This is a genomic window from Priestia sp. 53B2 (genome assembly GCF_056099005.1).
Genome location: NZ_JBLZXA010000030.1, coordinates 431,143 through 444,185 on the forward strand (window position 1 = coordinate 431,143; position 13,043 = coordinate 444,185).

General features: G+C 38.5%; 13 protein-coding genes and 1 riboswitch. Of the genes, 1 reads left to right on the forward strand and 12 read right to left on the reverse strand.

The features are described from left to right. Positions 1-74: 74 nt before the first annotated feature. Positions 75-254, reverse strand: a riboswitch (cobalamin riboswitch). Between the two features lie 147 nt (positions 255-401). Next, positions 402-965 (forward strand): YdcF family protein, encoded by a 564-nt coding sequence (locus ACN6NE_RS26900; protein WP_129710376.1) that lies wholly within the window; start codon positions 402-404, stop codon positions 963-965. Positions 966-1,023: 58 nt separating this feature from the next. On the opposite strand, the gene ACN6NE_RS26905 is transcribed toward ACN6NE_RS26900, so the two are convergent. The 12 genes from ACN6NE_RS26905 to ACN6NE_RS26960 form a co-directional block, all read right to left on the reverse strand. Next, on the reverse strand, positions 1,024-2,595 hold the full coding sequence (locus ACN6NE_RS26905) for an APC family permease (protein ID WP_057235420.1): 1,572 nt from the start codon (positions 2,593-2,595) through the stop codon (positions 1,024-1,026). Positions 2,596-3,018: 423 nt separating this feature from the next. Beyond that, positions 3,019-3,666 carry a nitroreductase family protein gene (locus ACN6NE_RS26910; RefSeq protein WP_129710378.1) on the reverse strand — a complete coding sequence of 216 codons (648 nt, stop codon included), beginning with the start codon at positions 3,664-3,666 and terminating at the stop codon, positions 3,019-3,021. A 269-nt stretch (positions 3,667-3,935) separates the two neighbouring features. Further along, a complete protein-coding gene (locus ACN6NE_RS26915; protein WP_474328334.1) occupies positions 3,936-4,685 on the reverse strand; it encodes an SDR family oxidoreductase in 750 nt (249 codons plus the stop codon). 21 nt (positions 4,686-4,706) lie between these two features. Further along, the gene (locus ACN6NE_RS26920) at positions 4,707-5,678 is read right to left on the reverse strand and encodes a DHH family phosphoesterase (protein WP_129710382.1); all 972 of its coding nucleotides are present in this window, start codon (positions 5,676-5,678) and stop codon (positions 4,707-4,709) included. Between the two features lie 341 nt (positions 5,679-6,019). Then, on the reverse strand, positions 6,020-6,568 hold the full coding sequence (hxlB, locus tag ACN6NE_RS26925) for a 6-phospho-3-hexuloisomerase (protein ID WP_028412834.1): 549 nt from the start codon (positions 6,566-6,568) through the stop codon (positions 6,020-6,022). Next, the gene (hxlA, locus tag ACN6NE_RS26930; RefSeq protein ID WP_129710384.1) at positions 6,568-7,203 is read right to left on the reverse strand and encodes a 3-hexulose-6-phosphate synthase; all 636 of its coding nucleotides are present in this window, start codon (positions 7,201-7,203) and stop codon (positions 6,568-6,570) included. The genes hxlB and hxlA overlap by 1 nt, the downstream gene beginning before the upstream one ends. A 102-nt stretch (positions 7,204-7,305) precedes the next feature. After that, complete coding sequence (locus ACN6NE_RS26935) at positions 7,306-8,316, reverse strand: LacI family DNA-binding transcriptional regulator (protein ID WP_474328337.1); 1,011 nt, start codon at positions 8,314-8,316, stop codon at positions 7,306-7,308. A gap of 101 nt (positions 8,317-8,417) precedes the next feature. Continuing rightward, positions 8,418-9,062 carry a bifunctional 4-hydroxy-2-oxoglutarate aldolase/2-dehydro-3-deoxy-phosphogluconate aldolase gene (locus tag ACN6NE_RS26940; protein ID WP_028409100.1) on the reverse strand — a complete coding sequence of 215 codons (645 nt, stop codon included), beginning with the start codon at positions 9,060-9,062 and terminating at the stop codon, positions 8,418-8,420. Between the two features lie 26 nt (positions 9,063-9,088). Continuing rightward, positions 9,089-10,369 carry an MFS transporter gene (locus ACN6NE_RS26945; protein ID WP_013083743.1) on the reverse strand — a complete coding sequence of 427 codons (1,281 nt, stop codon included), beginning with the start codon at positions 10,367-10,369 and terminating at the stop codon, positions 9,089-9,091. Between the two features lie 2 nt (positions 10,370-10,371). Beyond that, positions 10,372-11,331 (reverse strand): sugar kinase, encoded by a 960-nt coding sequence (locus ACN6NE_RS26950; RefSeq protein ID WP_129710386.1) that lies wholly within the window; start codon positions 11,329-11,331, stop codon positions 10,372-10,374. After that, the gene (locus tag ACN6NE_RS26955; RefSeq protein ID WP_129710388.1) at positions 11,328-12,071 is read right to left on the reverse strand and encodes a sugar phosphate isomerase/epimerase family protein; all 744 of its coding nucleotides are present in this window, start codon (positions 12,069-12,071) and stop codon (positions 11,328-11,330) included. Before ACN6NE_RS26955 ends, ACN6NE_RS26950 begins: the two co-directional genes overlap by 4 nt. A gap of 157 nt (positions 12,072-12,228) precedes the next feature. Then, on the reverse strand, positions 12,229-12,957 hold the full coding sequence (locus tag ACN6NE_RS26960) for a hypothetical protein (protein ID WP_028409104.1): 729 nt from the start codon (positions 12,955-12,957) through the stop codon (positions 12,229-12,231). Positions 12,958-13,043: the final 86 nt, after the last annotated feature.

Sequence of the window (13,043 nt, forward strand, 5' to 3'; positions counted from 1 at the left end):
ACCTTAACTGTAAAAGTCAAGGTTTGGTCATGCGCTCATTAACACATTGTCTTGACTTATTTCTCCCACCGAAAAATAAGGGGTTTTTAAAAGCAGGTCTCCTGGCTTATGCTTCGTTTTACTTCTGCACCCTTCCTAGTTTGACTAGTGGGTCTTTGCAGGTTCATCCACATTTACAGTAGCGGGGGCTGCATCGGATTTACACCGATTTCCCTATTATCCTCCTTAGAGGCACTTTTAAAATCATTTATTCTTTATTGTAACGAATTTTATAACCATTCACAATAACGATTTTCTTCTATTATTATATATTACTGTGTTTATACTTATTTGGGTCTCGTATGCTATAATAACAATTATTTTCCAAACATCTTATGAAATAGCTAGGAAGGTGCTCACAGTTGAAGAAAAAAATGATTTATACCTTTATTGGTTCTCTTGTTCTTTATATAGCAATTATATCTTTTTGTATGTATCAAACTGCTCACAAGCCTGTTCCACAAAACGCAGATTATGTGCTCGTTTTAGGTTCTAAAGTAGATGGTAATCAAATGTCTCCTAGTTTAAAAGAACGAGTAAAGACGGCTTTATCTTATTTACAAGCACATCAACAAACAAAAGTTATTGTAACGGGCGGAAAAGGATCCGATGAAGAAATTTCTGAAGCAGAGGCAGCCTATCATTTTCTGCGGAAAGAAGGAATTAAAAAGAATCGAATTATAAAAGAAGATCAGTCAACTTCTACTTTTGAGAATTTTACTTTTACTAAACAGAAAGTTGATATTCAACACAAAAAAGTCGTGCTTGTTAGCAGTGATTTTCATTTATTTCGCGCCTCTATTATTGCCAAACGTCAGGGCTTTGACGTTTATCCTTTAGGTGCAAAAACACCAAATTCAATTAAACTTCAAGCCTACTTTCGTGAGTATGCTGCTATATTAAAAACATGGCTGTTTGATAAATAAATAGAGTATACGCCTATACAAGCGAAAAACACGGCATGAATTCATGCCGTGTTTTTTATTAATCATCTGTATCGATAACTGCTTTTGGTAAACCTGTGTATTTCGCCCAGTAGAAAATACCAAGTGAAACAAGAGCAATTAAAATTAAGTCAAGCGGGTTGCTTAGCACACCTTGTCCTCCACCAAATGAACCTAGATAAGAGATAACAAGCATAATAATATAATAAGCAACTAGCCACCAAGCAGATTTAAGCTGCTGTGCAAATTTTACGACGTCAGTTGGTACGTATTTCTTAAACGCTACGTAGATAACAACCATTAGAAGCTGTGATCCTAGCAGCCAAGAAATTGTCGTCCACCCTGACCAATATACGATGTATGAACAGAAAATAAATGAAACAGGAGCAATAACGCTCATACCTTTTAATTTAAAAGGTTTTTTAAGGTCTTTTGCATTTACTCTGAATGCAGCAGCTGAAATTGGCGCAATCGCATAAGACAGAATAAGTGCCACTGAACATACGTTTACTAGCGCTTCCCAAGAAGGAAATGGCAGTGTCCAGAATACGGACATTCCAAATGATAGCCATAGTGACGCACGTGGAATTCCTGTTTTCTTATCTACTTTTGAGAAACGTTTAAATAATGTTCCATTACGAGACCAAGCATAAACTAAACGAGAAGTTGTATTCATGAAGATGTTCCCGTTACCGCCTGGTGATAAAATAGCATCAAAAATAACAAGCGTTACTAACCAGCCAAGGCCTAAAATAAGTGCAATATCTTTAAATGGTAAAGAGAATTGCTCTTGAATTGTTCCCCATCCTCCTGATAGCATATCAGCCGGGATGTTACCAATGAACAATACTTGCAGTGCTGTGTAAATAATCGCTGAAAGTACAATACAGATAATGAGCGCGATTGGAATATTACGCTGCGGGTTTTTAACTTCACTGGCTACAGAAACAATAGGGTGAAGTCCTAGGTAAGCAAACATAACGCCACCTGTTGAAATGGCTGCTTGAATACCATTAAAACCAAACGGAGTAAAATCGCCAGTTGTAAAGTTAGCAGATTTAAAGTGATAAGCCAACACGACGATAATTGTAAGAGGAACCGCATATTTGAACACAGATATAATAACATTTGACTTAGCAAATGCTTTTACACTTACGTAGTTAATGATAAAAAATAGCGTTAATAACGCGAATTGAAATAACCAGCCGATTGTAGTAGGCGATTCAGAACCATGTTTAGTTAGACCAGGAAGCCAAAACGCAACATACTGACGTACAGCCGTTACCTCGATGGCAATCAAACTTGTGTAAGCAATAATGGTAATGAATGAAATTAAGTAACCCACTAAATGACCATGTGAGTAAACCGGATAACGGATAATTCCACCGGTACGCGGCAGCGCTGCTCCAAGTTCAGCATACACTAAACCGATAAGTAAAATAATGACTCCGCCAATCAGCCACGAAAAACTTCCGGCTGGACCAGCCTTTGACGCTACGTTACTAACCGCAAATAACCAGGCGGAACCAAAAATAGCTCCCATCCCAATTAACGTTAGGTCAAGTAACGATATTGATTTTTTAAATTTTCCTTGATTTCCTTGATCAGACATAGAATCCTCCTTTAAAATTCCCACTCCACATATCTACGCCCTTGCGTCCGATATGGGATTCTTTACATCATCCTCCTCTTACTAAGACCTCACAAGTGGATATGTTAACAAATATTCTCTAAAAAACCAAGTTAAAAACTTTATTTTTTTGTAAAACATCGTTGTATTGCTTATGTATAGCGCATAAATTCCACAGAAGATTTGAGGACTACTCCTCCTATTTAACCGCATTTTTCTTAGGTTAAACATAAAAGAATATTCAAACTATTAACTAAAAAAGGGTCTGAGACATAACGAAATCAACCGCTAGAAGCAGCTACATACGCAACACCTACGCTTGCCATACCTATGAAAAAATCCGAACGATTCATCGTTCGGATTTTGCTTCAACTAAAATAATTTTGTCCGTACCTCTTTTTTTGCTTATTTAAATACTTTTACACGTTCAGTTAGCGGTTGAAATTCTTTTTCTCCCGCAGGTGACACAGGATTACCAAATGGCATTTGGGCAATTAATTTCCATGAGCTTGGAATATTCCAAGCTGCTTTTACTTCATCGTCAATCAATGGATTGTAATGCTGTAATGTTGCTCCTAGGCCTTCGAGCTCAAGCGCTGTCCAAATCACATGCTGCAGCATGCCTGATGATTGGTTAGACCAAACCGGGAAATTTTCGCTATAAGATGCGAACTGCTTTTGCAGCCCTTCAACTACTTCTTGATCTTCAAAGAAAAGAACTGTTCCATAGCCGCTTCCGAATAAGTTCATTTTTTGATCCGTATCTGAAAAATTTTCAGCTGGAACAATTTTACGAAGCGTTTCTCTCGTAATATCCCATACTTTATCATGCTGTTCGCCAAATAAAACGACTACGCGTGCGCTTTGGGAATTAAATGCTGAAGGAGTATGTTTCACCGCAAAGTTAATAATTTCTTCAATTTTTTCTTCTGATATTTTTACATTTTTATCAATTGCATAAATAGAACGTCGGTTTTTAATTGCTTCATAAAAACCTTTTCCAACCTGTTGTCGATCACTTGATTTATCAAATAATTTATCTAAAAAACCCATTTTCCACACTCCTAATTGTTTGTTTTTTTAAGCTTAAATTGCATGTTTATACCCTTCCCCCTGATAAAAGGAGATAAACAAGATATAATGAATTCTTATATCTCTAATTCGAGATATTAAACCAAAAAATATTAATTGAAATTTAATTACTTTATGTAACTTACTTTACAATGATTATTTTGTTCTGTCAAGAAAAAATTATTATCTTTTTCTTTTCTTGATTATATGAAAAAAGACTGCTAAATACGGCAGTCTTTTTTCGTAGATGCTTAATGTTCATAAATCATCTTTCGCGTCATTCCCCCGTCTACTACGAGGTTAGCTCCTGTTACAAAATCATTTTCAACGTTTGTTAAGTACATACACGCTCTTGAGATATCGGCTGGCGTTCCTACCCGATTAGACGGATGCTGCGTATGATCGATTTCACGAAGGCCATCGTAGTCAGATGTCTCAATCCATCCTGGAGAAATAGCATTTACTGTGATGTTGTCATCACCAAGTGAAATGGCAAGTGCATGAGTTAAAGCAACGATTCCTCCTTTTGTAGCCGCATAGGCTTCTGTGTGAGGTTCAGACATTGTAGCTCTCGTAGAAGCTAAGTTTACAATGGAGCCTCCGCTTTCGTTTTTTCTCATCACCTTAGCTGCTTCGCGAGAGCATAGAAACACGCTGCGCAGGTTCGTATTGATAATGTCATCCCATTCATCAATGGTTAGCTCATACGGTGATTTCCAGCAGGAAACGCCTGCATTATTAATCAAAATATGTATCGTTCCATACGTACTGACCGTTTTTTCAACGAGATTTAAAATGTCGCCTTCTTTTCGGACGTCTGTTTTCACAAAAATGGCTTCTCCGCCTTGTCTTTGAATAGCTTCTGCGTGACGCTCTCCTTCGGTTTCGTCCACATCTGCCAATACCACTTTTGCTCCTTGTTTCGCGTATGCGCGGGATACATCTTTACCTATTCCGTTCGCAGCTCCGGTAACAACAACAACTAAATCTTTAAACGACATATCATCTCCTCCTTATACGCTTTATTCACTTTCTTCTTCGTCTTTAAACAAGTGATCCGTGACGAAAAGAGCAAACGTTTCCCCCGTTAACTTGCATCCAGAAGCTTTTGGATGACCTCCTCCTCCAAGGTGCCCAACAATTTCTGCTAAGTTGATTTCGTCTTTTACTGCACGGAAGCCAATCTTTTGGCGTCCCATGTCCACCATAACGGAAAAGTCGATATCTTCGTTTTCTAGACACAGTGCATTTCCTAGCTCAGACTGATATGTATCTGCGAATACAATCCCTGCGTTGTACGCTGTGTTATCAATTTCAACACTTTCTTTTATGATTTGTTTTTGTTTGTCATAAATGTATTTTTCAATCTTTTTTTCTTCTGCTTCTAGTAAAATTTCGTGTTTGTCCGTAAACGTAAATTCTTGATTTTCAGTATGATACGATTCACGAAGCGTTTCTAGAATGGTTTCTTTAAATTCTTCATGCGGGATTAGATAATATAGGTGATTAAGGCGCTTTGCTTTCAAGTTATTTTCATGGAACCAGTCCCACGTATCAAATAAGCGCACAAGTTCTACGTACTCATCAAGCAACGCCGTTTTTTGGAGCATGTTGTTGCGCACTAAGTAGTCATAGAAAAGAGATGTAGCTGCCGTCTTTTTACCATTTTCATCTTCCGCAATAACATGAACCCAATCGTATTTCTCAGCTAGTGGAAGAGCAGAGATATGATGGTCAATAAGAGTGATTTTCTGGCCTTTTTTTACCAGTTCATTTAATTTTTCCGCTACTTCCTCATTTACGCTAATATCCGTTATGTATAAAGCTGTGTCTCCATCGTTTTCTTCTTCAATAAAATGCCTCACTGTGTCATTTATGCGGCCAATGCTTACCGTGCTGTAATCAAAGTTGTCATCGCCAAACGCTAACCGACCCAACAGTGCTGGACTTACCCCATCTAAATCGTTATGTGAAATTAATTTTATTTTTGTCATTAATCAAAACTCCTTTATTTTCAGTCGCCTTAGTATATGTACCGGCTTGTATATTATAGCAATTTCAGCATAAAAATGCTGTCATTTACTTTGAAGAGAAGGAATATATCCGCAATAAACAAAAGCGAAGTAAACGTTTAGACTTAGACTTGCCTGTATCAAAAGAGATGAGACATAACTACATCGATTCAATCAACAGCTAGAAGCAACTACACACATGAAACCTACGCTCACCAATAACAATGAAAAAATCCGAACGAATGTGATTCTCCATCAAGAATCTCGATTCATCGTTCGGATTTTCTTTTAAATAACCTACTTTTGTTCTAGCCTCTGTCCACTTACTCTAAATTGCTATGCTGCTTAAACGCCTGTTCATGATCCGTGTGATTCAAATTCCCGTATTCTAAACAAATGGTATCAAATACAACGTGAGCACATTGATCAAATAACGAGCCAAGTGGCTGAATGGAAGCTGCTTCATTTTCGCTTCGATATTTGGTTGCAGCAGGAATGTGCAGCAGCTCATCAGTATGAGCAGTTAATGGTGATTCTGTACTAGCTGAAATGCCGATAACTGAACATCCTACTTCTTTGGCTTTTTTAGCTACACTCACCACTTGCTGTGTTTTTCCTGAACCAGATACGGCCACCAACACGTCACCTGCTGCAATCGAAGGAGTAATGGTCTCCCCTACAACATATACTGTCGCACCTAAATGCATCAGTCTCATCGCAAATGATTTGCCCATTAACCCAGAGCGGCCTTCGCCTATAACAAAAATTCGTTTCGCTTGGTAAAGTGAAAACGCTACTTCTTCTATTTGCGGCTCTTTTATGTGATTCATTACGGCCGTAATTTCGTCTAAAATCGTTTGTGTTTTTGTCATTATACGTTCCCCCTGCTCATAAATAAGTTTTGAAATTCAGCAGATGCCTTTGCCACATCCGCACTTTTTGTAATCGCTGATCCAATGATCGCGACGTCCGCTTTCATTTGAAGTAATGATGCTGCTGAGGCTGGATTAATTCCTCCTGCTACTGCTATTTGGGCATCTGAATGAAAATATTGCCGCAAATTTATTTGACTCAGCGATTTTCCTTCTTTTTCTTGCTCGTCTTTGCTGATATGATGGCAAAAAATAGCGTTTCTATAAATACCTACTTGCTTTTGCGAGCTGCTTGACGTGTTTAATAAATCAACCATCATTTTTTTATTCCATTTTTCGCTGACATTTGCGCAAGTATCTATCGTAGGTAAAGGTGATACACCCATGACTGTTGCTATATCTGCACCTGCTTGATAGCACATTGTAAACTCATACTCTGCGTTATCAATTGTTTTGATATCTGCTACAATCGTCTTGTGTGGAAATGCCTGTTTGATTTTATAAATGCTTTCAATTCCATACTCTTTTATAAGAGATGTACCTACTTCAATCCAATCAACAGAGGGTTCTGCCAGCTTGGCAAGGATAATAGCTTCTTCAATTGTGACACGATCTAATGCTAATTGTATCTTCATATTTTTTCTCCTCACTTTCTACTAAATCGGTTTAGTAACAGCGTGAAAAAAACCAATATTTTGATGAGCTAAAAAGAGCACGCCATAGGCGCTCTTTTTAGCTTAATGCGACAAAGTTGTTTCTCGAATAATTAATTCACACTCATACTGGTACTCTTCATAAGCTATCTTTTCTTTCAAAATTTGTTTAATAAGTAAATCTGCTGCTTTTGTTCCCATATCAAAAGCGGGCTGCGAAATCGTCGTAACAGCAGGCGTTGCTACATCTGCGTAAGGAATATTATCATAAACAATTAAAGATAAATCATTTGGGATATTAAATCCGTGTTGTTTAATAAATTTCTGCACTTCAATGAATACTAAATCGTTTCCAGCAAGCAGCGCTGTCGGCGGATTATCGGCTGCAAATAGCTTCTCAAGCGCTTTTTGCATGTCCGCTTTTTTGCAGTTGATAATCATAGATTCATTTACAGGCATATTGGCTGATGTTAACGCTTCTTTGTACCCTTCTACACGTTCAATCCGGGGTGTAATAGTTAATGGTTCTGTAATAATCGCTATATGCTTATGTCCAAGCTCAAGGAGATGCAAAATAGCCTGTTTTGTGGCTTCTTGGTTGTTTGCCACTACGGATGGAATTTTCCCTTTTACATCATGAATTTTACGATCCATAATAACAACCGGATATTCTTCTTTGATCATCTGCTCATAAAGAGAAGTATTGGCTCCCGTTGGAAATAAAATAAGGCCATCTACTTGCTTTGCTTTTAACATATTAATATATTTCTTTTCTTTATCAGGGTCATCATCTGCGTTACAGATGATGACATGTATATCTTGTGAATGGCAATAGTCTTCAATTGCACGAATGACTTCAGTAGAAAATCTGTGCATAATATTCGCGACAATAATCCCAATCATCGACGTTCGCTTTTGTTTTAAGCTCCTTGCTAGATAGTTGGGCTGATAGCCGAGTGTATCAATCGCTTCTTTAATTTTCTTTCGTGTTTCTTCGCCCATATATTCATACCGCTTGTTAATGTATTGTGATACGGTGCTTTTGGAGACATTTGCTGCTTTTGCAACGTCCAGCATAGTAACTTTTTGCATCATAATCCGTCCTTTTCATTCAATCCCTAAAATTATGCTACTCCTAGTGTAAACGAAAAAAATGAAAAAGGAAAAGCCTTCTTGCTAGCAGAAGGCTTTATTTATTAAGCGTACGCAAGCCTAGCTTCTTGAATTTCATTAGTAAAACGCTTCGCTTCCTTTGTTACTTGAAGTAAGTATTCAGGAGTTGGAAGCTGCTTTCCATCCACTAATGTGCTTCCTGCCCCAATAGCAGCTGCTCCAGCTTTAATATAAGCGCCCGCATTTTCAGCCGTAACGCCGCCTGTTGGCATTAATGGAATATGAGGAAGCGGTCCTGCTATATTTTTAAAATAAGCGGGCCCTACTACGCTTGCCGGGAAGACTTTAATCATATCTGCACCGCATTCATAGGCTGTTAGTATTTCAGTTGGTGTAAAAGCGCCCGGAACGCTAATGACACCGTATCTTTTAGCCGTTTTAATTGTTCGTTCATTAACCGTAGGAGAAAAAATAAATGACGCTCCCGCCATAATAGCAATTCGTGCTGTTTCTTCGTCTAGAACAGTTCCTGCTCCAATAAACATCGAGTCGTCAAATTCATTTTTCAACTCTTTAATAACCTCTACAGCAGCAGGGTTTTCCATTGTAATTTCTAGGTTTGTTACTCCGCCTTCTTTTAATGCGTAGGCAAGCGGAATAATTCGCTCAGCACTTGCTCCTCGAATGACCGCTACAATACCGCTACTTGTAATTTTCTCAATATGCATCTCAATTCTCCTTTTTTATCGTTACATTAAGCCGTTGTTTCGACTGGCTTTACACTTTGAACTTCTCTTGGCTTTTTCGTTGCGACAATGGTTAAAACTGCCGCAAGGAATAATGATCCAGCCATAAAGATATATGAAGCGCCAAATCCTCCTGTTGATCCATTTAAAAATCCTACAATATAAGAACCGGCAAATGAACCAAGTGCGCCCATGCTATTAATTAAAGCCATCGCTCCTCCGGCAACATTACGCGGTAAAATTTCAGGAATAATCGCAAAGAACGGTCCGTACGGAGCGTACATCGTTCCTCCGGCGATAACGAGTAAGGTAAAAGAAAGCCAGAAGTTGCTTGTGCCAACTAAATAAGATCCGTAAAAAGCAAGCGCTCCTACTAATAAGAACGGCCATACAAATGCGCTTCGTTTTAAAAACTTATCTGACAGATATGAAACCGTTAACATTAATACAACTGCTAATACGTAAGGAACGGACGCTAACCAACCTGTTTTCACTATACTCATGTTAGGCGCTGCTTTAATAATAGACGGAAGCCACATAACAAATCCGTAGACGCCGATACTCCATAAAGCATATTGAATGCTTAATAAAATGACAGTACGATTTTTGAAAGCTTCTTTATAGCCTTTAACAGGTTTGATTCCTTCTTGTTCTTTTTGCAGCGCATCGTGTAAATCTGCTTTTTCTTTTTTCGACAGCCAGCCTGCATCTTTTGGCTCGTCGTTTACTAGTTTCCACCATAAAAATGCCCAAATAACAGCTGGAAAACCTTCTAAAATAAACATCCATCTCCAGCCAAACGATTCTAGCAAATACCCAGAAACAATAGACATCCAAAGAACGGTTGCCGGGTTTCCTAAAATTAAAAACGTGTTGGCTCTAGAACGTTCTGCTTTTGTAAACCAGTGGCTTAAAAACACGAGCATAGCAGGCATAACGGCACTTTCGACCACTCCTAAAGCAAACCGAATAACAAACAAAAATCCGACGTGGCTTACCATACCCGTAGCTGTAGCAAGTGCTCCCCATAAAATCAGAGACCAAAAAATCAGCTTTTTGGCGCTTTTATTTTCAGCATAGTGAGCGCCTGGAATTTGGAAAAAGAAATAACCTAAGAAAAAGAGCGATCCTAATAAAGACGAAATACCTGGCGTAATATGCAGATCTTCTGCCAGCCCTGCCGCTGCTCCAAACCCATAGTTTGCACGGTCTAAATATGCAAGGCTATACGTAATAAATACGATAGGAATTAATCGAAGCCATCTTTTTTTTGCTAGCTGCTGTTTCATTATCACTTCACTCCTTGTTTTTGGGATTCCATATATCTTTGCAACTGCTGTTTAGTTGGATATCCGTCGTTATCTCCAGGGCTTTGTACAGCTAATGACCCAATAGCATTTGCTCTCCTTACAGATTGAGTAAGAGAATCATTTTGAAGAAGTCCGCTTAACAGTCCTACTGCAAAACCGTCTCCTGCTCCGACTGTATCCACTATTTGTTTCACTTTTATTCCTTCAACCATCCCTTGCTCTTTAGCCGTCTTAAAAAAGGCTCCTTGTTCACCTAGTTTAATAACGACAAGCTCTACGCCTGCATCTAAATAGTAAGAAGCAATGTCTTCTGGATTTTCGTAGCCGGTTAAGATTTTTCCTTCTTCAATACCCGGCAGAACGTAGTTTGCTTGTTTAGCAGCTTCATTGATTGTAACAACCATTTCTTCTTGCGATTTCCAAAGAGTGGGTCTCAGGTTTGGGTCAAAGGAAACCGTTCTTCCAGCTGCTTTCATCGATGTAAGTGCATGTAGAGCAAAATCGCGCATACTTGCTGACACAGCAAGCGGTATGCCTGTCATATGCATATGTTTTGCCGCTAAAAAATAGTTTTGATTAAAATCGCTGGAGTGCAAGTGACTGGCTGCTGAATTTTTTCGGAAGTAACAAACTTCCGGATCTCCCACTTCCACTTTTGATTTAATTTGAAAGCCTGTTGCATGTTCGCTATCTACTAGTACACAATCGGTGTTGACTGACTCCTCTTGTAGCCGTTTCATAATAAACGTACCGAAAGGATCGTTGCCGACTTTGCTCACCCAGCCTGCGCGCAGACCGAGACGAGCGAGACCAATTGCTACATTTGTTTCTGCTCCGGCTAGTTCTTTCGTATAACGCTTAATCTCATGCAGCGGTCCCGGCTGTTCTGCCATGAACATCGCCATTGCTTCTCCGAAGGTAATAACGTCTAATGAATTCATTGAACTTCCTCCTGTTCTGCTGCTTGCACCACTGAAATGAAGCCGGGGATTTGTTCCGGTTCATCGATTGGAAACTCTAAAGCTTTAAAAACCGAATGAGAAAACCCTTTCAAAATATCTTTCCACATTTCATTTGAATCGTTTGATATAGCGGTTGTCACTAGCTTTCCGCTGTTTTTTATTACGTGTTTAATATGAATATAGCCTACAAATGACCTTAGCTTTTTGATTGCTTCCTGGGGTTGTTCATGTACATAAAGCCAATTACCAATATCAAACGTCATGGAAACAGGAATTTCGTAAGCGTTATCAAAAAATGCGTGCAGAGATGCTATGTTGCCTCCGTGACTGGTTTGATCGTTTTCTACAAATAGACGTAAAGCTGGAAATGCCTCTAATAGCTGCTGTAAATCTGCCATAGGCGATTGAGGCTGATAAAAACCAAGAGAAACTTTTACCCACTGAGCGCCAAGTGATACGGCTTCTTCAAGAATCGCTTTTAATTCTTGTGTGTTTAACTCTCCATTTTCTTTCCACAGTTCAATTGGAGCCGAATATACTGTAAAAAGCGGATATTTTTTTAATTCTTCAGCAATAAGCTCAATCTCTTGATCTACTTTTTTCATTAACTCTCTTCGAATTTCCACTCCATGTACTTGCTGCTCATGTATTTTCCCAATCATGGTGTGCTGAAAGCCTGTTGTTTCGAATGCATTTAACGGGATAATGATACTATTCATAAATCGACCTACCTTTCTTATTATGCTAACTAACCACTTACTAAACCGGTTTAGTAAATCGATTTATCTAAATTATAAGACTATTGAAAGCGCTTTTCAAGCTTTTTTTATAAATTATAAAAAAAAGAAACAACACAGCTTTATGCTGTGTTGTTTCTTAGTGATCATCTGTGCTTTTTACTAGATTGCGATCTTGCTGGTAAATATCATAAATCAAAAAGCTAAAGCCATAGTACAAGACCATGATGACAACTGACTTCGTCATGATAAATAAAGCGCCTAGCCCGATACCAACTAACAGCGTCTGAACACTTAAACGGTCACGCTGGAAAGCTAGCTGTGATAGGAAATAACCAATACCAATTAAGACGGCCAATACCCATGTGTTTTCAATGGCTAATATATAGTGACTATATAAATAAAAGCTAGGAAAATAGACGGTGCTTTCTACGAAGCTGGAAATACCACTGTATGCTAGCCACCACTTTTGCTCTCTTTCCGTTTTAGGAACGGTTGCCTCAATTGACGTGGGCATTTCCTGTTCCACAAAAACGGTTTCTCCATGATCTTTCATCCATTGAAGCATAATGGAAAGAATGATAAAGCCTGCAAAGATTAAAAGCAGCAAATATTCAATCCACGCTGGATACGGAGCCGTGCGATGAATCGTATCGAGATATACTCCCTGTAATCCTAACATAGAAATTGGAACCCTATGGTATACCATCACCGCAATATAAAATAGTAAAATTAGCACATAAAAAAAGAACTGTTCTTTGTAGTAGCGAATTTTTTTGCCTTCTGAAGCAATTCGCTTAACAGTCACGCTTTCCAAGTACGGACGGATAATGCTTATGATAATAATAAGACACGTAAATACAATCATATAGTTATGTAATCACCTTTTCAACTTCGTTATGTAACATGTTTTTTCATTTTTTCCATCCGTAAGAACAGTAGGTTAACAGCCTC